Genomic DNA, 23,765 nt, shown 5'->3' on the forward strand with positions numbered 1-23,765 from the left:
ATTTTCTCTTTGGTTCCTTTTGGCGCGATTTTGCCCCGAGTTTTCCCTTAGCATCCTTCGTTTTGCTTCGCTTTAAAGTGACTCGCGCCTGCGGGAACACTCCAGAAGCCCTCCTGTGCCCCTTCTTTTTTCGTGAATTCGAACCCCCGCCAGATCAAACTCCTCGACGCCGTGCGCGCGCGTGGCGCGTTGAGCGTCGAACAGCTTGCCGAGATGCTCGGCGTCACCCTGCAGACCGTGCGCCGCGACGTGCAGCGCCTGGCCGATGGCGGGCTGCTGACCCGCTTTCACGGCGGCGTGCGGGTGCCCAGCTCCACCACCGAAAACATCGGCTACTCGCAGCGCGCCGCACTGAACGCCGAGGGAAAGGCGCGGATCGCGCGCGCGGTGGCCCAGCAGGTGCCCAACGACTGCTCGCTGATCCTCAACATCGGCACCACCACCGAGGCGATCGCGCATGCGCTGCTGCGGCACACCGGCCTGCGCGTGATCACCAACAACCTGAACGTGGCGGCCATCCTGTCGGGCAATCCCCACTGCGAGGTGATCGTGGCCGGCGGCTCGGTGCGCGCGCGTGACCGCGCCATCGTCGGCGAGGCCACGGTGGACTTCATCCGCCAGTTCAAGGTCGACATCGCGGTGATCGGCATCTCCGGCATCGAGGCCGACGGCTCGCTGCGCGACTTCGACCTGCGCGAGGTGAAGGTGGCGCAGACCATCATTGCGCAGGCCCGCCAGGTCTGGCTGGCGGCCGATGCAAGCAAGTTCAACCGGCCGGCCATGGTGCAGCTGGCGCAGCTGTCGCAGATCGATTGCCTCTTCACCGACGAGGAACCGCCACCGCCTTTCCCCGAACTGCTCGAAACTGCCCAGGTCCGCTGCGAAATCGCCCGCGGACCCGACACCTTCAGGACAAAAACGCCATGACCGACTACCTGCTGGCCCTGGACCAGGGCACCTCCAGTTCGCGCAGCATCGTCTTCGACCGCGCGGGCCGCATCGTGGCCATGGCGCAGCAGGAGCTGCCGCAGCACTACCCGCAGCCCGGCTGGGTGGAGCACGATGCGATGCAGATCTGGCAAGGCCAGCTGGCCACCGCGCGCGAAGTGCTGCAAAAGGCCGGGCTGCAGGCCCGGGAGATCGCGGCCATCGGCATCACCAACCAGCGCGAGACCACGCTGGTGTGGAACCGCAAGACCGGCCTGCCCGTGCACAACGCCATCGTCTGGCAGGACCGGCGCGCCGAGCCGCTGTGCGTCCGGCTGCGCGAGCAGGGCCTGGCAGCCACCATCCAGGAGAAGACCGGGCTGGTGATCGACGCCTACTTCTCGGGCACCAAGCTGCGCTGGCTGCTCGACAACGTGCCGGGCGTGCGCGCCCAGGCCGAACGCGGCGAGCTGGCCTTCGGCACCGTGGACAGCTGGCTGATCTGGCAGCTGACGGGCGGCAAGGTGCATGTGAGCGACGTGAGCAACGCCTCGCGCACCATGCTGTTCAACGTGCATCGCAATGAATGGGACGCCGAGCTGCTCGCGGCGCTGGACATCCCGGCCGCCTTGATGCCCGAGGTGCTGCCCTCGTCCAGCCATTTCGCCACCACCGATGCACCATTGCTGGGCGCCGCGCTGCCCATCGGCGGCGTGGCCGGCGACCAGCAGGCCGCGCTCTTCGGCCAGGCCTGCTTTGGCGCCGGCATGGCCAAGAACACCTATGGCACGGGCTGCTTCCTGCTCATGCACACGGGCGAGGCGTTCCAGCCCTCGCGCAACGGCCTGCTGGTCACCAGCTCGGCCCAGACCACGGCCCGGCCCGAATACGCGATGGAAGGCAGCGTCTTCGTCGGCGGCGCGGTGGTGCAGTGGCTGCGCGACGGGCTGCAGGCCATCAAGGGCAGCGCCCAGGTGCAGGGCCTGGCCGAAAGCGTGCCCGACGCGGGCGGCGTGATGTTCGTGCCCGCCTTCACGGGCCTGGGCGCGCCCTACTGGAAGGCCGACGCGCGCGGCACCATCACGGGCCTGACGCGCGGCACCACGGTGGCCCACATCGCGCGCGCGGCGCTCGAAAGCATCGCCTACCAGAGCGCCGCGCTGCTGCAGGCCATGAGCCGCGACGTGGTCGCCGCGGGCGGCCAGAGCGTGAGCGAGCTGCGCGTGGACGGCGGCGCCTGCGTGAACGACCTGCTGATGCAGTTCCAGGCCGACCTGCTGGGCATTCCCGTGGTGCGGCCCGCCGTGACCGAAACCACCGCACTGGGCGCCGCCTACCTGGCGGGCCTGTCCTGCGGCGTGTATGGCGGCACCGAAGAACTCAGCGCCCTGTGGCGGGCCGAGCGCCGCTTCATGCCCACCCTGCCGCGCGCCCAGGCCGAGGCGGCCATGGAACGCTGGGAACAGGCGGTGCGGCAGGCGACGGCGCAGTAGGCGCGCCGGGCGCGCCGCTTTGTCATCAGCGCCGCTTCAGCGCACCAGCACCTGCCAGACCAGCTCCAGCCCGGCCGACCAGAGATCTGCGCGCGCAGGACTGCTTTCCTTTTCTTCGCGCAGCGCACGCTGGCGGTCGCGTTCGATGGCCGTCAGCGCATCGGCGATGTCCACCGTGCCGACCGGGCGTGCCACGGGGCCGCGGCTGGCGGCGGCCGCATTGGCGCCATGGCGCTTGAGGGCCTGATCGACGGCCTGCGGATCGAGCAGCGAAAAGGGCGCGCGGCAGAACGGGCAGGCATGGTCGCGGCGGATGTCCACCGGCGCGCCGCAGCCGCTGCAATTGATGGCGTCCACGCGCCGCGCCAGATCCTCGATCTCGGGCCGGGTGAGCATGCGCACAAAACCCTTTTCGATCATGAAGGACGAAAAGGTGGTGAAGCGCCCGTGCTGCTGCGGGCAGCGATAGGTCACATAGCGGCCGCTGCGCACCACGTCGAAACCATGGGCCAGCGTGCGCCGGCAATGCGGGCAATGCAACTGCTCGGCCAGCGGCATGTGGGCGTCGTCGCGGTGGCGATGCAGCAGCTCGAACAGCTGCAGCACCGCTTCGGGCGCCAGCCGCTGGCTTTCCTTCGGATCGAACCAGATGCCCTGGCAGCCGAAGCAGATGTCCAGCTCCGTCACCAGGCCCAGGTGCGTGCGCAGCTGGTGCACCTCCATCGGGTTGCGGCAAGAGGGGCAGGCAGGAAGGGTGGGAGCGAGCGGGTTCACGGGCGGGATGCTACTTCGCGGCATGCGCGGTGGCATATGTTTTTCCGCCGGGCCGCCCCAAGGAAAAACGCCCCCCTCGGGGGGCAGCGGACCTCGCGCAGCGGGGGAGCGTGGGGGCCGTTTAATGCGCGGGAACGAGAAAGTCCTGGCTGATGCGGCCGCCCAGTTCGTTCACGCGGTCCAGGAACTGCGTGAGGTAGGCATGCAGGCCGGTGGCCAGGATCTCGTCGACTCGGCCGTACTGCAGCTCGCCCAGCAGCTTGCCCGCACGGCGCAGCGTTTCGGCGCTCTGGTCGTTGGCCACCTTGGTCAGGTTGGCCACCACCTCGCCCAGGCTGTGGTGCAGCGAGCGCGGCATGTCCGCGCGCAGGATCAGCAGTTCGGCCACGCGCTCGGGCTTGATCACGTCGCGGTAGACCTTGCGGTAGACCTCGAAGGCCGAGACGCTGCGCAGGATCGCGCTCCAGTGATAGAAGTCGTATTCCTGGTGCTCCTCGGTGCCGGCGCCGAAGAACTCGCTGTTCATGGCGTGGAACTTCACGTCGACCAGGCGGGCCGTGTTGTCGGCCCGCTCGAGGAAGGTGCCCAGGCGCGAGAAGTAGAAGGCCTCGTCCTGCAGCATGGTGCCCAGGGTCACGCCGCGCGAGAGGTGCGAGCGGAACTTGACCCACTCGAAGAAGGCGCCCGGGTCGCGCTCGAACTGGCCGATGCGCAGCATGCGGTTGACGTCCAGCCAGGTGGTGTTCTGCGTTTCCCAGGATTCGGTGGTGAGCGCGCCCCGCACGGCGCGGGCGTTCTCGCGCGCCGCGCGCAGGCAGGAGATGATGGAAGACGGATTGCTCTCGTCCTTGACCATGAACTCCATCACGCCCTCGGGCGTGATCGCGTCGTACTTGGCGAAGTAGGCCGGGCGCAGTTCGCTGATCGACAGCACGCCCTGCCAGCCAAGCTGGGCGACTTCGGCCGACTGCGGCAGCAGCGAGGTCTGGTAGTTGACGTCGAGCATGCGCGCGGTGTTCTCGGCCCGCTCGGTGTAGCGCGACATCCAGTAGAGATGGTCGGCGGTGCGTGAAAGCATGGTGTGGTTCTCCCTTCGGCCTCAGGCAGTCGGCGATTGAGACTGGGATTGGGATTGGGACTGCGACTGACCCTCGGCGCCCTGCGTCTGCGTCTGTGACTGCGTGTTGAAGCGCTTGCCCGATTCGAGGATCCAGGTGTCCTTGGTGCCGCCGCCCTGCGAGGAGTTGACCACCAGCGAGCCTTCCTTGAGCGCCACCCGCGTGAGGCCGCCCGGCACCATCTGCACCTCCTTGGCCGACAGCACGAAGGGCCGCAGGTCGATGTGGCGCGGCGCGATGCCCGATTCGACGAAGGTGGGCGAGGTCGACAGGCTCAGCGTGGGCTGGGCGATGTAGCCGTCGGGCTTGGCGCGCACCACTTCGCGGAACTCGTCGATCTCGGCCTTGGTGGAGGCCGGGCCGATCAGCATGCCGTAGCCACCCGCGCCGTGAACCTCCTTCACGACCAGCTCCTCCATGTGCGCCAGCACGTAGTCCAGGTCGTCCTTGTTGCGGCACATCCAGGTGGGCACGTTCTTGAGGATGGGCTTCTCGCCCAGGTAGAACTCCACCATCTTGGGCACGTAGGGGTAGATGGACTTGTCGTCCGCCACGCCCGTGCCCACCGCATTGCAGATCACCACGTTGCCGGCCTTGTAGGCGCGCATCAGGCCGGCGCAGCCCAGGGTGGAGTTGGGGCGGAAGACCTCGGGGTCGAGGAAGTCGTCGTCCACGCGGCGGTAGATCACGTCAACGCGGCGCGGGCCGCGCGTGGTGCGCATGTAGACGAAGTCGTCCTTCACGAACAGATCCTGCCCCTCGACCAGCTCCACGCCCATCTGCTGGGCCAGGAAGGCATGCTCGAAGTAGGCGCTGTTGTACATGCCGGGCGTGAGCACCACCACCGTGGGCTCGGCCGTGGCCGGCGGCGCGCTGGCGCGCAGGGTCTCGAGCAGCAGATCGGGGTAGTGGGCCACCGGCGCCACGCGGTTCTGCGCGAACAGTTCGGGGAACAGCCGCATCATCATCTTGCGGTTCTCGAGCATGTAGCTCACGCCGCTGGGCACGCGCAGGTTGTCTTCGAGCACGTAGTACTCGCCCTTGCCGCTGCTGTCGGGCGCGCGCACGATGTCGATGCCCGAGATGTTGGAGTAGATGCCGTTGGGCACATCGACCCCGATCATCTCGGGGCGGAACTGGGCGTTGTTGTTGATCTGCTCGGCCGGGATGATGCCGGCCTTGACGATTTCCTGGCCGTGGTAGACGTCATGGATGAAGCGGTTGAGCGCGTTCACGCGCTGCACCAGCCCCTTTTCCATCTCGCTCCATTCGTCGGCCGGAATGATGCGCGGCAGCAGGTCAAAAGGAATGAGCCGCTCGGTGCCCGAGCCGTCCTCGTCCTTCGCGCCGTAGACGGCAAAGGTGATCCCCACCCGGCGGAAGATCATTTCCGCCTCCTCGCGCCGGGAGTTCATCACCTCCTGCGGTTGCTTCGCGAGCCATTGGTCGTAGCGTTGGTAGTGCTGCCGAATCGCGGCGCCGTCATACGGCAGCCGTTCATACATTTCATCGAACTTGTGCATTTGAACGACCATCTCCTTGGGCATAGCTTAGCAAGTTCAGGACCACCTTCCTGGCGCGCAGGGGCGCGGGTGCGGCACTTGCGGCGTGCCTAGGGCCTGTTAACACTATTTCAGGGGTCGCGAAGCTCATCCCAGCCCGCCCATCAAGGCGCGCGACGCCGTGCCGCTACGGCGGGCCTGCGGCTGCCGCCGGACGGTGCTGCCAGTAGCGCGGCGCCTGCTGGCGCTCGCACTGCAGGGCCTGCGGCTGCCCGCTGCGCCAGCGGGCCGCGCCGCAGTGGGGCGTGTCGGCCAGAACGATGCTGCGCGCGCGGTAGCGCGCCACCACCTCCGGCGCCGGGTGGCCGAAGCGGTTGCGCCAGCCGGCCTGCACCAGCGCCAGGCGCGGCGCCACGGCCTCGAGCAGGGCATCGCTCGACGAGGTCTTGCTGCCATGGTGCGGCACCAGCAGCAGGTCGGCGTGCAACGGCCGTCCCGCCTCCTGGCTGCGCCAGACCAGCGCCAGTTCCTGCAGCCGCTCGATGTCGCCGGCCAGCAGCACGGCCGCGCGGCCGTTGCTCACGCGCAGCACGCACGACAGCGTGTTCGGCCTGGCCCCCAGGTGCGCGTAGTCGAAGGGCTGCGGATGCAGCAGCTCGAAGCGCACGCCATCCCATTCCCAGCGCTGGCCGGCTTCGCAGCGCGTGGCCGGGCGCAGCGCCTGCAGCGGGTGGCCGGGCTCGAGCGAGCCCAGCACCTGCATCTGCGGCTGCGTGGCCAGCAGGGCGGCGGTGCCGCCGGTGTGGTCGCTGTCGCGGTGGCTCAGCACCAGGATGTCGGGGCGCTCGCCCAAGGCGCGCAGCAGCGGCACCAGCACGCGATGGCCGGCATCGCTCTCCAGGCTGTAGCGCGGGCCGGCGTCGTAGACCAGGCTGTGGCGGGCGGTGCGCAGCAGCAGCGCGTTGCCCTGCCCCACGTCGGCGGCCAGCAGGTCGAATTCGCCTTCAGGCGGGCGCAGCGGCTGCCACAGCAACACCGGCAGCATCAGGGGCAGGCCCCACAGCCGCAGCGCCCAGGGCAGGCGCATGGCCAGCAGCAGGCCGCCCAGCACGCCCGCCACGCCAGCCCACAGCGGCGCCGCGGCCACGCTCCAGGTGGCCAGGGGCCAGGCCGCCAGCCAGGCCAGGGCCGTGCCCAGCGCGCGCACGGCCAGGGCCGCCGCGTCCCACAGCACGGGCAGCGCCAGCCCCAGCATCGCCAGCGGCGTGACCACCAGCGTGACCCAGGGGATGGCCGCCAGGTTGGCGACAAAGCCCACCACCGACACCTGCTGGAACAGCAGCAGGCTCAAGGGCGTGAGCGCCACCGTGACCACCCCCTGCTCGCGCAGCAGGCGCAGCGCCTGGCGGCCCAGGCGGCGGGCCGTGCCGGGCTGCAGTTCATGCGGGGCCGCGACCCGGCCCGCATCGCTGGCGAACAGCACGCCCACGGCCACGAAGCTGAGCCAGAAGCCCGGCTGCAGCAGGGCCCATGGGTCCAGCGCCGTCACCGCCGCGCACACCGTCAGCCACACGAAGGGCCAGGGCCATTGGCGCGCGCCGCTGCGCAGCAGCGTCACCAGCGCCAGCATGCAGACCGTGCGCTGCGCCGGCACGCCCCAGCCGCTGAACAGCGCATAGGCCGCGGCCAGCAGCACGCCGCCGGCCAGCGCCGCCTGCGGCGCGGGGCGCCACAGCATCAGCGCGCTGCTGCGCCGCCAGAGCAGGCCCACCAGCGCCGCGGCCAGCCAGGCCAGCATGGTGATGTGCAGGCCCGAGATGCTCATCAGATGCGCCACGCCGGTGGTGCGAAAGACGTCCCAGTCGGCGCGCTCGATGGCCGCCTGGTCGCCCGTGACCAGGGCCGCCACCACGCCGAGCGCGCGCGCCCGGGCCGGGTCCTCGGGCATGGCCTGGGCGCGGGCCAGGATCGCATCGCGCACCGCCTCGCGGGCCCGCTCCACGGGATGGCGCCAGGTCTGGCCCGCGGAGGATGGCGGCGCACGGCGATCGGCGCTGCGCACATGGCCGGTGGCCTGCACGCCCTGCTCCCACAGCCACAGCTCGTGGTCGAAGCCATGCGGGTTGCGGCTGCCATGCGGCGCCTTCAGCCGCACGATGAACTGCCAGCGCTCGCCCGCATGCAGCGCCACCGCCGGCTGCTGCGCGGCAGGCAGGGGCGTGGGCGACTGGGCCCAGCTGCCCTCGGCATACCAGCTCAGCGCCACGCGTGCGGGCGTGTCGACAGGCGTGCCCGGCCCCGCGCCGCCCTCGGCGGGCAGCAGGCGCACGCTCTCCAGCTCGAACTCGAAGCGCAGCCCCGTGTCGTGGCGCTGGGGCATCTGCGCGACCACGCCGCTGACGAGCAGATCGCGCCCTTCCAGCGCGGGCGCCAGCGCGCGGGCCTCGAAGTGCGCGGCCCGCAGGCCGGTCTGCGCAGCCCCCAGCAGCGCGCCCGCGGCCAGGGCCAGGGCCAGGGCCAGCGCCACGAGCAGCGAACGCGCAGGCTTGCTCCCGCGCCCCAGCACCAACAGCAGCACAAGGCTCCCACCCGCCAGCGCCAGGGCGCCATAGGCCCACAGCGGCCACAGCCGCGGCTGCTGCAGCTGCACCGCCGTGCCCGCCAGGCTGCCGGCCAGCAGCGCGAAGAAGAAGGCGGCCGTGGCGCCGCGCCCGCGGGCACCGGCCGGCGGCGCCCGCAGCCCTCCTCCGGCCGGGCCATGGCCCGGCTGCAGTCGCGTTTGCGTCATCAAACTCCCTGAAGATGCAGCGCCAGGGGCCGCGGCCGGGCGGGCGGGCAGCCCGGCGCGATGGCGCATTCCTTGCTTTTCTTCTCGGCTAGTATGGCGTCAACAGGTGCTGTTCACACCTGCGCCAGCCCAGCAAAAAAAGACTCGCCGCACAAAACGCACATGTCCATCCACGCTGCACTTCACCACGTCACCCACTACCAGTACGACCGGCCGGTGCAACTGGGCCCGCAGGTGGTCCGACTGCGGCCGGCGCCGCATTGCCGCAGCAACATCGTGTCGTATTCGCTGCGCGTGGAGCCCGGCGAGCACTTCGTCAACTGGCAGCAGGACCCCTTCGCCAACTACCAGGCGCGGCTGGTCTTCCCCAAAAAGACCACGGCCTTCAAGGTCACGGTGGACCTCGTGGTCGAAATGGCGGTCTACAACCCCTTCGACTTCTTCCTCGAGCCGCATGCCGAGAACTTCCCGTTCAGGTACACGGAAGAACAGGCCGAGGAACTGGCGCCCTACCTGGTGGCCGAGCCCGCCACGCCACGGGTGCAGGCCTACCTCGACAAGATCGACCGCAGCGAACAGCGCACCATCGACTTCCTCGTGAAGATCAACCAGCAGGTGCAGCAGGACGTGCGCTACCTGATCCGCATGGAGCCCGGCGTGCAGACGCCGGAGCAGACGCTGGAAAACGCCTCGGGCTCCTGCCGCGACTCGGGCTGGCTGCTGGTGCAGCTGCTGCGCCACATGGGGCTGGCCGCGCGCTTTGTCTCGGGCTATCTGATCCAGCTCACGCCCGACGTGAAATCGCTCGACGGCCCCAGCGGCACCGAAGTGGACTTCACCGACCTGCACGCCTGGTGCGAGGTCTACCTGCCCGGCGCCGGCTGGATCGGGCTGGACGCCACCTCGGGCCTGCTGGCCGGCGAAGGCCACATCCCGCTGGCCTGCACGCCCACGCCCAGCAGCGCCGCGCCCATCGAGGGCCTGATCGACGAGGCCGAGGTGGAGTTCGGCCACGAGATGAAGGTCACGCGCGTGTACGAATCGCCGCGCGTCACCAAGCCCTACACCGAAGACCAGTGGGCGCAGGTGCTGGCCCTGGGCGAGGCCGTGGATGCGCGCCTGGCCGCGGGCGACGTGCGCCTGACCATGGGCGGCGAGCCCACCTATGTGGCCAACAGCGACCGCGATGCGCCCGAATGGAACACCGATGCGCTGGGCCCCACCAAGCGCAACTACGCGACCGAGCTGGTGCACCGCCTGCGCGAGCAGTACGGCCAGGGCGGCTTCCTGCATTTCGGCCAAGGCAAGTGGTACCCGGGCGAGCAGTTGCCGCGCTGGGCGCTGTCGATCTTCTGGCGCGCCGACGGCCAGCCGATCTGGCGCAACCCGGCCCTGTTCGCCGACGAATCCAAGCCCGCCAATTACACGGCCGTGGACGCGCAGCACTTCACGGCGCATCTGGCGCGCAAGCTGGGGCTGACCGATGAGTTCGTGCAGCCCGGCTACGAAGACGTGTACTACTACCTCTGGCGTGAACGCCGGCTGCCCGTCAACGTGGACCCCTTCGATTCGCGGCTGGACGACGAACTCGAGCGCGCCCGCCTGCGCCGCGTGTTCACGCAAAAGCTCGATTCGGTCATCGGCTACGTGCTGCCGCTGGAGCCCAGCTCCAACGCCACCGGCAACCCGGGCCTGGCGGGCCCGCGCTGGAAGACCGGCCCCTGGTTCCTGCGCGACGACCGGCTGTACCTGATCCCGGGCGATTCGCCCATGGGCTATCGCCTGCCGCTGGACTCGCAACCCTGGACGGCCAAGGGCGACTTCCCCTACCTGATCGAGCGGGACCCGAACGCGCCGCAGACCGGCCTGCCCGCGGCGGCTGATTTCCGCCAGCGCTATGGCCAGACGCTGGTGCCGGGTGCCGGCCATGGTGCAGCAGGCAGTGCAGACCGCAGCGACGTGCCCTATGCCTTCGGCGCGTCGGCCCACCCGGCCGCCGCGCTGCGCATGCAGCACCCGGGCCGGGCGAGCACCCCACCGCTGCCCGAAGCCGACGAGAACACGCGCTTTCCCAACCGCTTCCAGTCGGCCCACTGGATCACGCGCACGGCCCTTTGCGTGGAAGCGCGCGACCCGCGCCGCGCCAACGGCCCGGCGGCGGAAAAGGTGGGCACGGCCTCGGGCATTCTTTATGTCTTCATGCCGCCGCTGGCCTTTCTGGAGGACTACCTCGATCTGCTGGCCGCCGTCGAAGCCACGGCCGAAGAAACGCAGATGCAGATCGTGCTGGAAGGCTATCCGCCGCCGCGCGATTCGCGCCTGAAACTGCTGGCCGTCACGCCCGACCCGGGCGTGATCGAGGTCAACATCCACCCGGCCCACAGCTGGGGCGAGCTGGTCGAGCACACCGAGTTCCTCTACGACGCGGCCTTCCAGACGCGCCTGACGGCCGAGAAGTTCATGACCGACGGGCGCCACACCGGCACCGGCGGCGGCAACCACTTCGTGCTGGGCGGCGCCACGCCCACCGACAGCCCCTTCCTGCGCCGGCCCGAAGTGCTGGCCAGCCTGCTGCTGTACTGGCACAACCATCCCTCGCTGTCCTATCTGTTCTCGGGCCTGTTCATCGGCCCCACCAGCCAGGCACCGCGCGTGGACGAGGCGCGCAACGACCAGGTCTACGAGCTGGAAATCGCGCTCAAGGAGATTGCGAAGAACCGCGAGATCTACGGCCAGAGCATGCCGCCCTGGCTGGTAGATAGAACGCTGCGCAACATCCTGATCGATGTCACGGGCAACACGCACCGCAGCGAGTTCAGCATCGACAAGCTCTACTCGCCCGACAGCGCCACCGGCCGCCTGGGCCTGCTGGAGCTGCGCGCCTTCGAGATGCCGCCGCATGCGCGCATGAGCATCGTGCAGCAGTTGCTGCTGCGTGCGCTGGTCGCGCGCTTCTGGGATGAGCCCTACGCGGCGCCCGCTACGCGCTGGGGCACCGAGCTGCATGACCGCTTCCTGCTGCCCACCTTCATCCGGATGGACTTCGAGGACGTGATCGCCGAGATGCGCCAGGCCGGCTTTGCCTTTGAGAGCGAATGGTTCGCGCCGCATCTCGAATTCCGCTTCCCGCTGGTGGGCCAGGTGCAGGCCATGGGCGTGGCGCTGAGCCTGCGCAACGCGCTGGAGCCCTGGCACGTGATGGGCGAGGAAGGCGCGCCCGGCGGCACCGTGCGCTACGTGGATTCATCGCTGGAGCGCATCGAGGTGCGCGTCACGGGCCTGAACCAGAGCCGCTACGTGGTCACCGTCAACGGCCAGGTGCTGCCGCTGCAGCCCACGGGCGTGGCCGGCGAATACGTGGCCGGCGTGCGCTACAAGGCCTGGAACCCGCCTTCCGCGCTGCACCCCACCATCTACCCGCATGCGCCGCTGACCTTCGACATCGTCGACACCTGGATGAAGCGCTCGCTGGGCGGCTGCCAGTACCACGTGGCGCACCCGGGCGGGCGCAACTACACGACCTTCCCGGTCAACGCCTACGAGGCCGAGAGCCGCCGCCTCGCGCGCTTCTCGCGCATGGGCCACACGCCGGGCCTGCTGCGCACGCCGCCGGCCAACATCGAAGTGACGGGCAGCCGCGAGTTCCCCTTCACCCTCGATCTGCGCCGATGACGCGCACCGAAAAGATGCGGGGCAGCAGGCACCGTTCCTGCATGCCCGGCAGGCTTGAAACCCGTCGATCCTGCGCACTCCAAGGCCAGAAGTAAGCCTTTCGTACAACCCCTGCGAACGGGCCCGGGCCCAAGCGGCGACAATGCCGCCTCTGTGACCCCCCGCGAACAATCGCTTTTCGACCAAGATCCCGAGACCGCCGCATCGCCGGCGGCCTTTGCGTCTGCCCTTGCCCCTGCCGCGCGGCCGGGGCATTTCGACGAACTGCGCGGCGCGCCCACGCCGGTGCCCGAAGCCCCTCGCACGCCTGCTGCTGCGCCCGCCGCCGCGCCCGCGCTGCACGACGCTGCCCAGCCACCGGCCGCGACCGGCCAGCCCGCACCGGCGCCCGCCGAAGCGCCAGCCCCCCTGGCCGCGCCCTGGGCCGATTTCTTCGACACCCTGGGCCCCGAAGGCTTCGCCGACCTGCCGCGGCGCGCCGTGAGCCTGGAGCGGCAGATCCGCGACAACGGCGTCACCTACAACGTCTATGCCGACAGCCATGGCCCGCAGCGGCCCTGGGCGCTGGACCTGTTTCCGCTGATCGTCTCGCCCGAGAGCTGGGCCCGCATCGAGGCCGGCGTGCTGCAGCGCACCCGGCTGCTGGACCGCGTGATGGCCGATGTCTACGGCCCGCAGCGGCTGCTGCGCGAAGGCCTGTTGCCGGCCGCGCTGGTGCGCGGGCATCCGGGTTACCTGCGCGCCCTGCACGGTGTGAAGCCGCCCGGCGACACCTGGCTGCGCATCGCGGCCTTCGACCTCGCGCGCGGCCCCGACGGCCACTGGTGGGTGGTATCGCAGCGCACCCAGGCACCTTCGGGCCTGGGCTACCTGATCGAGAACCGGCTGGCCGTCTCGCGCCAGTTCCCCGAAGCCTTCGAGGCGCAGCACGTGCAGCGCCTGGCCGCCACCTACAGCGCCATGATGCAGGGGCTGCAGGCCATGTGCCCGGCCGGCACGCCGCCGCACATCGCGCTGCTCACGCCCGGCCCCTACAACGAAACCTACTTCGAGCACGTCTATCTGGCGCGCTACCTGGGCATCACGCTGGTCGAGGGCAACGACCTCACGGTGCGGGGCGACCGCCTGTACCTCAAGACGCTGCAGGGCCTGCGCCCCGTGCACGGGCTGATCAAGCGCGTGGACGATGCCTTCCTCGACCCGCTGGAGCTGCGCCCCGACTCCACGCTGGGCGTGCCCGGGCTGCTGCAGGCCATCCGCGCGGGCAACGTGCTGGTGGCCAACACGCCGGGCTCGGCCTTTCTGGAATCGCCCGCGCTGCTGGGCTTCCTGCCCGCGCTGTCGCAGGCCCTGACGGGCGAGGCGCTGGAACTGCCCGCCCTGCCCACCTGGTGGTGCGGCGAGCGCGCGGCCATGGAGGCGGCCCTGCCCCAGCTGGCCGAATGCGCCATCAAGCCCACCTACCCGGGCTCGACCGCACACCCGAGCTTCGATGCCGCACTGGGCACGCAGATGGACCAGCGCCAGCTCGACGAATGGGCCGGCCGCATCATGCGCCGCAGCGATGCGCACACCGTGCAGCGCTACATGCCGCTGTCTCAGATGCCCACCTGGGCGCCCGACCTGGACGGCGCCGGCCGCATCGCACCGCGCTCGGTGCTGCTGCGCGTGTTCGCGCTCAACGACGGCCCGCAGTCCTGGCGCGTGCTGCCCGGCGGGCTGGCGCGGCTGGCCGGGCCCGATGCGCAGATCGCGTCCATGCAGCGCGGCGGCAGCAGTGCCGACGTGTGGGTGCAGACCCACGGCGAAGTGGACCGCACCTCGCTGATCGCGGCGCAGGCCACGCCGGCCTCGCTGGCGCGCCACCGCGCGCCCGTGACCAGCCGCGCGGCCGAGAACATGTTCTGGCTGGGCCGCTACACCGAGCGGGCCGAGAACACCCTGCGCCTGGCGCGCATGACGCTGGACAGCCTGGGCGGCGAGGACCAGGCCACGCCGGCCCTGGTGGGCTGGCTGCACGGCCTGGCGCAGCGCAACGCGCTGGTGCCCGAGGCCGTGCCCCAGGCCTCGCTGCTGCAGGAAGGCCCGCACGCGCTGCAGTCGCGCCGCGTGTTCGAGCGCGCACTGATCGCCGAACTGGGCGACGTGCAGGGCGGGCGCAGCGTGGGCTTCAACCTGCGCTGCCTGCGCGAGGCCGCGGCCGCCGTGCGCGAGCGCCTCTCGCGCGAGCACTGGACGCACATCGAGCGCGCCGAGAACGAGTTCCTGCGCCGCACTGCCGAACAGGCCGGCGAAGGCGGCGAAGGCCGTTACGCGCTGGGCGCCATCCAGCGCACGCTGGAAGGCGCGAGCATGCTGCTGGCGGCCATCACCGGCGCCCAGACCGACCGCATGACGCGCGACGACGCATGGCGCCTGCTGTCCATCGGCCGGCACATCGAGCGCCTGGGCTTCCTGGCCCATGCGCTGTCCGAGGCGGTGGCCCACGGCGTGCTGGACGAAGCCAGCGGCTTCGAGGCCGTGGTCGCGCTGTTCGACAGCACCATCACCTTCCATGGCCGCTACCAGCAGCGGCGCGACATGGCGCCGCTGGTCGACCTGCTGGTGCTCGACGGCGACAACCCGCGCTCGCTGGCCTGGGTCACGCAGACGCTGCGCGGGCGCATCGCCAAACTGGCCGGCAGCGCGCCGGGCGAGCTGGCCGCGCTGTCGCATGCGCTGCCCGATCCGGCCGGCTGGTCGATCGATACGCTGTGCGAAGTGCGTGAAGACGGCCGGCACGAAGCGCTGCTGGCGCTGCTGGACGCGCTGCAGCAGGCCGCCTGGCAGGTGTCGGACGCCATCGGCACGCGCTACTTCACGCTGACTTTCGAGCCGCTCAAACCCGTCGGGGTCTGAAGCCTCCCTCCTGAACCCATGCTGCTGCTCGTCACCCACGAAACCCGCTATGACTACGCGCCGCCGGTCGCCACGGCGCAGCACATGGCCCACCTCAAGCCGCTGGTCACGGGCTCGCAGCAACTGCTGCGGCACGCGCTGCGCTTGCTGCCCGAGCCCGCGCAGCGCAGCGAGTCCATCGACATCTACGGCAACACGCGGGCCTTCTTCGCTTTTGAATCCACGCACGAACAGCTGGTGGTGACGGCCGAGAGCGTGGTGCAGACGCAGGAGCCCGCCGTGCCGCCCGCGGCGCTGCGCGAGCAGCCCTGGGAGGCCGTGCGCGAAGCCTTCCGCTACCACAAGGGCCTGCACGACGATGCGGCCTCGGACTTCCTGTTCCCCTCCACCCATGTGCCGCTGCATGACGACTTCGTGGCCTATGCGCGCGCCAGCTTCACCCCCGGGCGGGCGCTGTTCGACGCCGCGCTGGACCTGACGCGTCGCATGTACGTGGACTTCGACTACGACAGCGGCAGCACCGAGATCAACACCCCGGCCATCCAGGCGCTGGCCCAGCGCCGGGGTGTGTGCCAGGACTTCTCGCACATCCTCATCGCCTGCCTGCGCGGCCTGGGCCTGGCCGCGCGCTACGTCAGCGGCTATCTGCTCACGCAGCCGCCGCCGGGGCAGCCGCGGCTGATCGGCGCCGATGCGTCGCATGCCTGGGTGGAGCTGTACCTGCCGCCCGTGGCGCAGGCCGAGGGCGCGAGCGAGGGCGAGCCGCAGATGGGCGAATGGGTGGGCTTTTGCCCCACCAACGGCCGCCAGCCCGGCCAGGACTACGTGAAGCTGGCCGTGGGCCGGGACTTCGCCGATGTCTCGCCCATCCGCGGCATCCTGCATGGCGGCGCCAGCCATGTGCTGAAGGTGGCCGTGACCGTAATGCCTTTCGAGGAAATGAGCACGCAGCAGCAGCAGCAATGGCTGCCCGGCGCCCAGCCCCTGCCGCCGGCGCAACCCCGCTTCTCGCAGTTCCAGACCCAGCTGGGCCAGCAAGCCCCCGCCGCGCCCGGGGCCGGCCAACTGCGTTAGGCTGCGCGCTGCTTTTTTCCAAGGAGTTGTTTGCATGAGCGTCTACGACCAGATCAAGAAGCTGGGCATCGAGCTGCCCCCCGTGTCGGTGCCCGCGGCGGCCTATGTGCCCTTCGTGCGCACCGGCAATCTGGTGTTCCTCTCGGGCCACATCGCCAAAAAGGACGGCAAGCCCTGGGTCGGCCAGCTGGGCGTGAACCTGCAGACCGCAGACGGCCAGGCCGCCGCGCGCGCCATCGCCATCGACCTGCTGGGCACGCTGCACGCGGCCGTGGGCGACCTCAACCAGGTCTCGCGCATCGTCAAGGTCATGAGCCTGGTCAATTCCGCGCCCACCTACACCGAGCAGCACCTGGTGACCAACGGCGCCAGCGAGCTGTTCGCCCAGGTCTTCGGCCCCGACAAGGGCGCGCATGCACGCAGCGCCTTCGGCGTGGCGCAGATCCCGCTGGGCGCCTGCGTCGAGATCGAGCTGATCGCCGAAGTGGCATGAGCGCCACCCGGCCGCCCGAAGGGTCCCCAGTGGATGGCCCGGCAGACGCGCGCGTCGCACTCGTCACGGCCGGCGGCAGCGGCATGGGGGCCGCAGCCGTGCGCGCGCTGCATGCCGCGGGCTTCAACGTGGCCGTGCTGTCCTCCTCGGGCAAGGGCGAGGCCCTGGCCGCCGAGCTGGGCGGGCTGGGCATCACGGGCTCCAACCAGTCCGCGGCCGACCTGCAGCGCCTGGTCGACGGCGCCATGGCGCGCTGGGGCCGCATCGACGCGGTGGTCAACAGCGCCGGCCATGGCCCCAAGGGCGAGCTGCTGGCCATCAGCGACGCGCAATGGCTCTCGGGCATGGACTTCTACCTGATGAACGTGGTGCGCATCGCGCGCCTGGTCACGCCCATCTTCCAGGCGCAGAACAGCGGCGCCATCGTCAACATCAGCACCTACGCCACCTTCGAGCCCGAAGCCGCCTTCCCCACCTCGGGCGTCTTCCGCGCCGGCCTGGCCGCCTTCACCAAGCTCTATGCCGACCGCTACGCGGCCGAAGGCATCCGCATGAACAACGTGCTGCCCGGCTACATCGACAGCCTGCCCGAGAAGCAGGAGCGCCGCGCGCGCATTCCCATGGGCCGCTACGGCACATCGGCCGAAGTGGCCGATCTGATCGTGTTCCTCGCCTCGGAAAAATCCAGCTACATCACGGGGCAGAACATCCGCATCGACGGAGGGATCACGCGCTCGGTGTGAAGGGCGGGCCTGCGGCCCCGCTCAGGAAACCTTGAAGCCGGTCTTCTTCACGATCGGCTCCCAGCGCAGCGTGTCCTCCTGCATGGTGCGCTGCAGGTCGGCCGGGCTTCCACCGCCCACGTCCAGGCCCAGCGCGGCGAAGCGCTCGCGCACGTCGGGCCGCAGCAGCACCTTGTTGACCGCCGCGTTCACCTGCCCGATGGCCGCCGAAGGCGTGCGCGCCGGCGCGTACATGGCGAACCAGCCCTTGCCGACGATGTTGGGATAGCCCTGCTCCTTGAAGCTCGGCACCTCCGACATCACCGGGCTGCGCGCCTCGCCCGAGGTGGCGAGCATGCGCACCTTGCCGGCCCTGGCGTTCTGCTCCCATTCCATCACCACGTCGATGCCCGCGGGCACGTGGTTGCCCAGCACCGCCGACTGCAGCGCGGCGCCGCCGTTGAAGGGGACGTGGATCATGTTCACGCCCAGGGCGCTGCCGATCATCTCGCCGAAGAAATGCGGCAGGCTGCCCGCGGCAGGTGATCCGAAGCTGGCGTTCTGCGGGTTCGCCTTGATCCAGCTGACGTACTCCTGCAGCGTGCGCGCCGGCGTCTGCGGCGACACCGCCAGCCCGAACGCGAAGTCGCACAGACGCACCACGGGCGCGAAGTCCCGCCGGGGTTCGTAGTTCAGCTTGGTGAACACCATGGGCGCCAGCACCGGCACGACGATGGGCGTGATCATCATGGTGCCGCCGTCGGGCGGCGCGGCCTTGAGCAGATCAGCCGCCAGCCTGCCGCCGGCGCCGGTGCGGTTGTCGATGATGACCGTGCGCTTGAGCTCCTCGCCCAGCTTCTCCGCGACGATGCGCGAGACCACGTCGATGGATCCGCCGGCCGGGAAGCCGACCAGCAGTTTCAGCAGACGCTCGGGCTGGGCCAGTGCGGGGCCGGCCAGGGCCGAGGCGGCCAGCGCGCCCGCGCGGGTGATGATTTGGCGTCGTTTCATCATGCTTGTCTCCGTGCGTCCTTCGGGACGCTGTAGTGGGTGAACCGCGTTTCCAGAAATGCTTCCATGCCCTCGATGCCCGATTCGCTGCCCCAGCCGCTGGCCTTGAGGCCGCCGAAAGGCGCCTCGGGCACCGAGACACCGATGCCGTTGATGGCGAGGCTGCCGACTTCGAGCCGCTGCGAGACGGCCTGGATGGTGCGCGCCGAATCGGTGAAGAGGTAGCCCGCCAGGCCGTAGTCGCTGCGGTTGGCCAGGGCGATGGCCTCATCGAGGCTGTCGAAGGGCAAGGCGCAGGCGACCGGGCCGAAAGGCTCCTCCACCATGGCCGGCGCGTCCAGCGGCACGTCGGCCAGCAGGGTGGGCGCGGCGAAGTAGCCGGCCTCGGGCACGCGGCCGGCCCGGGTCAGCACACGCGCACCGCAGGCCGCCGAGCGGGCCACCAGGTCCTGCACCGCATGCAGCCGGCGCGCCTGCGCCAGCGGGCCCATCTGGGTGCCGGGCGCATCGCCCGGCCCGATGCGCAGGTCGTCTGCCGCTGCCTGGAAGGCCTCGAGAAAGTCGGCGTAGCGACTGCGGGCCACGAAGAAGCGCGTGGGCGCCAGGCAGGCCTGGCCGGCGTTGCGGAACTTGTGCGGCACCATCAGGGCCACCGTGCTTTCGATGTCCGCGTCCTCGCAGACGATCACGGGCGCGTGGCCGCCCAGCTCCAGCGTGATGCGCTTGAGCTGCGCCGCCGCCATCTGCGCCAGGTGGCGGCCCACCGGCACCGAGCCCGTGAAGCTCAGCTTGCGGATGACCGGCGATTCGATCAGCGCCGTGGACACCTCGGCCGGCACGCCGTAGACGAGCTGCAACACGCCTTCGGGCAGTTCCTCGGCCAGGCAGGCCACCATCGCGGCCACGCTGGCGGGCGTTTCTTCGGCGGCCTTGAGGATGATCGAGCAGCCGGCAGCCAGGGCGCCGCCGATCTTGCGCGCCGACAGCACGAGCGGGAAGTTCCACGGCGAGAAGGCCGCGACCGGCCCGGCCGGGACCTTGAGCACGTCCATGCGCGCGTCGGCCGAGCGGGCCGGCAGCACGCGCCCATGCACGCGGCGGGCTTCCTCGGCGTACCACTTGATCAGGTCGGCCGCCATCAGGCATTCGGCGCGCGCCTCGGCCAGGGGCTTGCCCTGCTCGGCGGTGAGCAGCGCCGCAATGTCGTCGGCGCGGGCGCGCAGGCGCGCCACGCCGCGCTCCAGCCGCGCGCAGCGCTCGTGGGCGGGCACGGCCTTCCAGGCCTCGAAAGCCGGGCCGGCGCAATCCAGGGCCTCCTGCAGGTCGGCCCGGCTGGCCAGGCGCAGCTCGCCCAGGGGCTCGGCCGTGGCCGGGTCGACCACGACATGGCGGCCCTCGCCCCGGCCGGCGCGCCAGCGCCCGGCCACCAGCAGTTCCGGGCAGCGATAAATAGCGACGCTCATAGAGAAACCTTCGCGCTACGCGCTGCGGTGCGAGCGCCTTCGGGCGGCCGGGCGGCGCTCATATGTTGCGCCCCCCGTCAACGTCCAGGCAGACGCCCGTGAGGTAGCTCGCCTCGTCGGAGGCGAGGAAGGCCGCGGCGCTGGCCACATCGGCCGGGCGCGTGAAGCGCCCCAGCGGAATGCGCGAGAGGAAACGCTCGCGGTTGGCGGGCGTGTCTTCCATGCCCATGAAGTCACCCAGCATGGCCGTCTCGCCGATCATCGGATTGACCGCATTCACGCGCACGCCATGGCGCGCCAGCTCCAGCGCCAGGCCCTTGGTGAGGTTGATCATCGCGGCCTTGCTGGCGCTGTACCAGGTCAGGCCCGGGCCGGGGCGCACGCCGGTGGTCGAGGCCACGTTGACGAAGCAGCCGCCGCCCTGGCGCACGAAGTGTGGCGCCACCACCTGGGCCGACCAGAACACGCTTTTCAGGTTGACCTGCAGCACGCGATCGAACTCGGCTTCCGTCACCTCCAGCGCCGGCTTGTTGCGGTGCGTGGTGCCCGCGTTGTTGACCATCACATGCAGCCCCCCGAGCTGCGCGAGCGTGTGCGCCACGAGTTCGCGAAAGGGCTGCTCGCGCGCCACGTCGCAGGCGAATGCGGCGGCTTGGCCGCCCGCCGCGCGGATGCCCGCGGCCACTGCCTGGGCGCCCTCGCCGTTGAGATCGGCCACCATCACCGCGGCGCCGCGCCGGCCGAACTGCCGTGCGATCTCCGCGCCGAAGCCCGACGCGCCGCCCGTGACGATGGCGACCTTGTCCTTGAGTTCCATGCTGTCTCCTCAGATATCCAGAACCAGCCGCGGCCCCGCACAGCGGGAGACGCAGACCATCATGCGCTGCCGGGCCGCGGGGTCGCCCGCGTCCAGCACCGAATCGAAATGCCGGACCTCGCCGTCCAGCACCGGCGCCTCGCAGGTGCCGCACAGCCCTTCGCGGCAGGCGCTGGGGTGCTCGATGCCCAGCCGCTCCAGCGCCGCCAGCACGCTCTCGCCGGCCTCGACACGGGTGGCGCAGCCACTGCGGGCCAGCACCAGCTCAAAAGCCGTCGATGCGTGCGCCGCCACGGGCGCCGCCTGGAAGCGCTCCAGGTGCAGCCGGCCCGGCGGCCAGTGCTGCGTGGCCGCCTGCACGGCCTCCAGCATGGGCGCGGGGCCGCACACGTAAAGGCCGTCCCAGCGCGGCTCTTCAAGCTGCTGCGCCAGCGCGGGCGGGCCGCCGTGTTCGTCGTCCAGATGCAGCCGCAGCCGCGGGCCGGCCAGTGCGCGCAGCTCCTCCAGGTAGGCCACCCGCGCCGCGGAACGCGCGCACACCAGCAGCTCCCAGTCCAGGCCGGCGCGCTCGCAGTGGCGCGCCATGGCGCAGATCGGCGTGATGCCGATGCCGCCGGCCACCAGCAGCACGCGCCGGTCGCCCGGCGCCATCGCGAACAGGTTGCGCGGCGCGCTGGCGCCCAGCGCCTGCCCCACCTTGAGCTTCTCGTGCACCCACCGCGATCCGCCGCGGCTGCGCTCGTCCCAGCCCACGGCAAGCTCGTACATGTCCTGCGTGGCCGCGCCAGCCGCATTGACCAGCGAGTACTGGCGCACCAGGCCGTTGGGCAGGGCGAGGTCGATGTGGGCGCCCGGCGCACCGCCCGGCAGCGGCCGGCCGGCCGCGTGGCGCAGTTGCACCTGCAGCACGTCGCGCGCCACGGCCCGCACGGCCTGCACCACCACCGGCTGCGTGGTCGTCATGGCGACTCCGCGGCAGCCTCGTTCCGGGCCATGCGGTCCATCAGCCAGCGGGCCTGGTTCAGGCCGGCATCGGCACCGATGGCCACCATGGGCCGGTCGGGGACGAGGTTCATCACCTTCTGCTGGCCCTCGATCATGCGGCGGTCTTCCTCGAAGGCGACCAGCACGTCCTGGTAGATCTGCTCGGTCATCGCCTCGTCGTCCAGCGCGAAGTTGCGGGCCTGGCAGAACCAGTAGTGGCTGGTGGTCGCGGTCTCCGGCGTCTGGATGGAGGTGTGGCGAAACTGCAGTGCCTGCGGCACGCGGTGCCCCTCGGGCGCGCCCGTGCCCGCGGGCGCCGAGCCCGCATCCATGCGCAGCAGCGCGGGCGGCGACCACTGGTAGATCTGCCAGCGGTCGACCTTGCCGCTGAAGCTCGCCACCCGCTTGTGCAGGTTGGGCATCTCGTCGTCCAGGTACCAGCGGCGGATGGTGAGCATGCCGTTGCCGGTGGTGTCGCGCTCGATCTGGGGCTTGAGATCGGCGGCGCTGCCGGTGCCCAGCGTGGTGGGATGCACCCAGGCCAGGTGGGTGAAGTCCAGCAGGTTGTCGACGATGAGCTTGTAGTTGGCCTGGTAGTGCAGGTAGCCCGGCTTCATGCGCCATTCGGGCGAGTCGTGCCAGAAGAAGTCGGCGATCTGCGCGGCGTCGGCGCGCGCAGCATCGCCCATCCAGATCCAGACCAGCCGGTCCCTTTCCACCACGGGGTAGCTGCGCACGCAGGTGCGCGGCGGCACGCTGGCCTGACCCGGCACTTCGACGCAGGCGCCCGAGGGATCGAACTTGAGTCCGTGGTACATGCAGCGCACGCAGTCGCCTTCCTGCCGCCCCAGGTGCAGGGGCGCGGCACGATGGCAGCAGCGGTCTTCCAGCGCGACGGCGCGGCCCTGCGTGTCGCGGTAGAGCAGCACCGGCTCGCCGAGCAGCACGCGCGAGACCAGCCCCTGGGCCGGGATTTCCTCATCCCACGCGGCCACGTACCAGCAGTTGCGAACGAACATCTTCTTGTCTCCTGATCTGATGTCCGCATGCTAGGAAGGCACCGGTGAAAGGAGGAAATCGCTTTTTGTCGAGATTGATCCAGAATTCCGATCACTATGAAGTTCCAGACCCTGCAGGCCCTGCTCCACATCGAGGCATTGGGAAGCATCCGCGCCGCCGCCCAGCGGGTGAACCTGTCCCAGCCCGCGCTCACGGCCGCCATCCAGCAGCTGGAGCAGGAACTGAACGCGCCCTTGCTGGTGCGCACGAAGCAGGGCGCCAGCTTCACGGCCTTCGGCCGCGCCTTCCTGGTCCGGGCCCGGCTGATGGTGGAGGAAAGCCGCCGCGCGCGCGAGGAGATCGACCAACTGCGCGGCCACTGGGAAGGCAGCGTGCGCTTTTCAAGCTCTCCGGCCGTGGCGCTGTCACTGCTTCCCAAGGCGCTGCAGGCCTTCCAGCAGAAGTACCCGCGCGTTCATGTGGAGTGCCGCGACGGCCTGTACCCCGGCATCACGCCGGCGCTGCGCGACGGCACGCTGGACTTCGGCCTGACGCCGGTGCACCGGCTGGAGATCGAACCCGATCTGGTGGCGGACCCGCTGCTGGTCACCGAGATCGTGATCGTCTGCCACCGCGAGCACCCGCTGCGCCACGCGACGCGCCTGGCCGAGCTGGCCGACTGCGCCTGGATCTATTCGAGCGCGCCGCGCGGGCCCGGCGCCATGATCGAGGAGGCCTTTGCGCGGGCCGGGCTGCCGCCGCCGCGGCGCGGCATGACCTGCGAATCCTTCCTGGCCCTGCCCGCCATCGTGGCCAGGGGCGACTACATGGCAACGGTGCCGCGCACGGTGTTCGAACTCAACGCCTTTCGCGCCGAGCTTCACGAGGTGCCGGTGCTCGATGCGCTGCCGCAGCCGACCGTGCACGTGCTGCGCCGGCATGACCTGCCGCTCACGCCCGCCGCGCAGGACCTGATCCGCTGGATCCGGCACCACGCGCCGGGCCTGCCTTGATAAAAAAGCACGGAGCG

17 protein-coding genes are annotated in these 23,765 nt (G+C 70.5%); 8 read left to right on the forward strand and 9 right to left on the reverse strand.

Features of this window, described 5'->3' with window-relative positions:
• Nucleotides 1–132 precede the first annotated feature (132 nt).
• The gene (locus PGB34_RS08320) at nt 133–927 is read left to right on the forward strand and encodes a DeoR/GlpR family DNA-binding transcription regulator (protein WP_271427588.1); all 795 of its coding nucleotides are present in this window, start codon (nt 133–135) and stop codon (nt 925–927) included.
• Complete coding sequence (gene glpK / locus PGB34_RS08325; RefSeq protein ID WP_271427589.1) at nt 924–2,420, forward strand: glycerol kinase GlpK; 1,497 nt, start codon at nt 924–926, stop codon at nt 2,418–2,420. The genes PGB34_RS08320 and glpK overlap by 4 nt, the downstream gene beginning before the upstream one ends.
• 36 nt (nt 2,421–2,456) lie before the next feature.
• Here the strand turns inward: glpK and PGB34_RS08330 are convergent, their stop codons facing one another.
• The 4 genes from PGB34_RS08330 to PGB34_RS08345 form a co-directional block, all read right to left on the reverse strand.
• A complete protein-coding gene (locus tag PGB34_RS08330) occupies nt 2,457–3,194 on the reverse strand; it encodes a zf-TFIIB domain-containing protein (RefSeq protein ID WP_271427590.1) in 738 nt (245 codons plus the stop codon).
• Between the two features lie 121 nt (nt 3,195–3,315).
• Nucleotides 3,316–4,272, reverse strand: coding sequence for an alpha-E domain-containing protein (locus PGB34_RS08335; RefSeq protein ID WP_271427591.1), 957 nt, complete (start codon nt 4,270–4,272; stop codon nt 3,316–3,318).
• Nucleotides 4,273–4,293: 21 nt separating this feature from the next.
• Nucleotides 4,294–5,835, reverse strand: a complete 1,542-nt coding sequence (locus PGB34_RS08340; RefSeq protein WP_271427592.1) for a circularly permuted type 2 ATP-grasp protein — start codon at nt 5,833–5,835, stop codon at nt 4,294–4,296.
• Between the two features lie 166 nt (nt 5,836–6,001).
• Nucleotides 6,002–8,602 carry a DNA internalization-related competence protein ComEC/Rec2 gene (locus tag PGB34_RS08345; protein ID WP_271427593.1) on the reverse strand — a complete coding sequence of 867 codons (2,601 nt, stop codon included), beginning with the start codon at nt 8,600–8,602 and terminating at the stop codon, nt 6,002–6,004.
• A gap of 162 nt (nt 8,603–8,764) precedes the next feature.
• Between PGB34_RS08345 and PGB34_RS08350 the strand changes: the two genes are divergently transcribed.
• From PGB34_RS08350 to PGB34_RS08370, 5 genes are all read left to right on the forward strand, one after another.
• Entirely contained in the window at nt 8,765–12,274 is a 3,510-nt protein-coding gene (locus PGB34_RS08350) for a transglutaminase family protein (RefSeq protein ID WP_271427594.1), read from the forward strand.
• 153 nt (nt 12,275–12,427) lie between these two features.
• Nucleotides 12,428–15,172, forward strand: coding sequence for a circularly permuted type 2 ATP-grasp protein (locus tag PGB34_RS08355; RefSeq protein ID WP_271427595.1), 2,745 nt, complete (start codon nt 12,428–12,430; stop codon nt 15,170–15,172).
• A gap of 18 nt (nt 15,173–15,190) precedes the next feature.
• Nucleotides 15,191–16,246, forward strand: coding sequence for a transglutaminase family protein (locus PGB34_RS08360; protein WP_271427596.1), 1,056 nt, complete (start codon nt 15,191–15,193; stop codon nt 16,244–16,246).
• A 34-nt stretch (nt 16,247–16,280) separates the two neighbouring features.
• On the forward strand, nt 16,281–16,739 hold the full coding sequence (locus PGB34_RS08365; RefSeq protein WP_271427597.1) for a RidA family protein: 459 nt from the start codon (nt 16,281–16,283) through the stop codon (nt 16,737–16,739).
• Nucleotides 16,736–17,482 carry an SDR family oxidoreductase gene (locus PGB34_RS08370; RefSeq protein ID WP_271427598.1) on the forward strand — a complete coding sequence of 249 codons (747 nt, stop codon included), beginning with the start codon at nt 16,736–16,738 and terminating at the stop codon, nt 17,480–17,482. The genes PGB34_RS08365 and PGB34_RS08370 overlap by 4 nt, the downstream gene beginning before the upstream one ends.
• A 21-nt stretch (nt 17,483–17,503) precedes the next feature.
• On the opposite strand, the gene PGB34_RS08375 is transcribed toward PGB34_RS08370, so the two are convergent.
• Genes PGB34_RS08375 through PGB34_RS08395 form a run of 5 tightly spaced genes read right to left on the reverse strand, consistent with a single transcriptional unit; the run spans nt 17,504 to nt 22,755 of the window.
• Nucleotides 17,504–18,475, reverse strand: coding sequence for a Bug family tripartite tricarboxylate transporter substrate binding protein (locus tag PGB34_RS08375; protein WP_271427599.1), 972 nt, complete (start codon nt 18,473–18,475; stop codon nt 17,504–17,506).
• The gene (locus PGB34_RS08380) at nt 18,472–19,935 is read right to left on the reverse strand and encodes an NAD-dependent succinate-semialdehyde dehydrogenase (RefSeq protein ID WP_271427600.1); all 1,464 of its coding nucleotides are present in this window, start codon (nt 19,933–19,935) and stop codon (nt 18,472–18,474) included. Before PGB34_RS08380 ends, PGB34_RS08375 begins: the two co-directional genes overlap by 4 nt.
• A 58-nt stretch (nt 19,936–19,993) precedes the next feature.
• Entirely contained in the window at nt 19,994–20,752 is a 759-nt protein-coding gene (locus PGB34_RS08385) for a glucose 1-dehydrogenase (RefSeq protein WP_271427601.1), read from the reverse strand.
• A gap of 9 nt (nt 20,753–20,761) precedes the next feature.
• Complete coding sequence (locus tag PGB34_RS08390; RefSeq protein ID WP_271427602.1) at nt 20,762–21,715, reverse strand: PDR/VanB family oxidoreductase; 954 nt, start codon at nt 21,713–21,715, stop codon at nt 20,762–20,764.
• On the reverse strand, nt 21,712–22,755 hold the full coding sequence (locus PGB34_RS08395) for an aromatic ring-hydroxylating dioxygenase subunit alpha (protein WP_271427603.1): 1,044 nt from the start codon (nt 22,753–22,755) through the stop codon (nt 21,712–21,714). The genes PGB34_RS08390 and PGB34_RS08395 overlap by 4 nt, the downstream gene beginning before the upstream one ends.
• A 96-nt stretch (nt 22,756–22,851) precedes the next feature.
• On the opposite strand from PGB34_RS08395, the gene PGB34_RS08400 reads away from it, so the two are divergent.
• Nucleotides 22,852–23,748: a LysR substrate-binding domain-containing protein gene (locus tag PGB34_RS08400; RefSeq protein WP_271427604.1), complete on the forward strand. Its 897-nt coding sequence runs from the start codon at nt 22,852–22,854 to the stop codon at nt 23,746–23,748.
• Nucleotides 23,749–23,765 lie beyond the last annotated feature (17 nt).

This window comes from Xenophilus arseniciresistens, from assembly GCF_028023875.1.
GTDB classification, from domain to species: domain Bacteria; phylum Pseudomonadota; class Gammaproteobacteria; order Burkholderiales; family Burkholderiaceae_C; genus Xenophilus; species Xenophilus arseniciresistens.

Bases quoted from the DNA above. Each gene is read 5' to 3' on its own strand.
- PGB34_RS08370 (WP_271427598.1), top strand. From the start codon at position 16,736: ATGAGCGCCACCCGGCCGCCCGAAGGGTCCCCAGTGGATGGCCCGGCA.
- PGB34_RS08380 (WP_271427600.1), bottom strand. From the start codon at position 19,935: ATGAGCGTCGCTATTTATCGCTGCCCGGAACTGCTGGTGGCCGGGCGC.
- PGB34_RS08390 (WP_271427602.1), bottom strand. From the start codon at position 21,715: ATGACGACCACGCAGCCGGTGGTGGTGCAGGCCGTGCGGGCCGTGGCG.
- PGB34_RS08360 (WP_271427596.1), top strand. From the start codon at position 15,191: ATGCTGCTGCTCGTCACCCACGAAACCCGCTATGACTACGCGCCGCCG.
- PGB34_RS08340 (WP_271427592.1), bottom strand. From the start codon at position 5,835: ATGCACAAGTTCGATGAAATGTATGAACGGCTGCCGTATGACGGCGCC.
- glpK (WP_271427589.1), top strand. From the start codon at position 924: ATGACCGACTACCTGCTGGCCCTGGACCAGGGCACCTCCAGTTCGCGC.
- PGB34_RS08345 (WP_271427593.1), bottom strand. From the start codon at position 8,602: ATGACGCAAACGCGACTGCAGCCGGGCCATGGCCCGGCCGGAGGAGGG.
- PGB34_RS08365 (WP_271427597.1), top strand. From the start codon at position 16,281: ATGAGCGTCTACGACCAGATCAAGAAGCTGGGCATCGAGCTGCCCCCC.
- PGB34_RS08350 (WP_271427594.1), top strand. From the start codon at position 8,765: ATGTCCATCCACGCTGCACTTCACCACGTCACCCACTACCAGTACGAC.
- PGB34_RS08335 (WP_271427591.1), bottom strand. From the start codon at position 4,272: ATGCTTTCACGCACCGCCGACCATCTCTACTGGATGTCGCGCTACACC.
- PGB34_RS08375 (WP_271427599.1), bottom strand. From the start codon at position 18,475: ATGATGAAACGACGCCAAATCATCACCCGCGCGGGCGCGCTGGCCGCC.
- PGB34_RS08400 (WP_271427604.1), top strand. From the start codon at position 22,852: ATGAAGTTCCAGACCCTGCAGGCCCTGCTCCACATCGAGGCATTGGGA.
- PGB34_RS08385 (WP_271427601.1), bottom strand. From the start codon at position 20,752: ATGGAACTCAAGGACAAGGTCGCCATCGTCACGGGCGGCGCGTCGGGC.
- PGB34_RS08395 (WP_271427603.1), bottom strand. From the start codon at position 22,755: ATGTTCGTTCGCAACTGCTGGTACGTGGCCGCGTGGGATGAGGAAATC.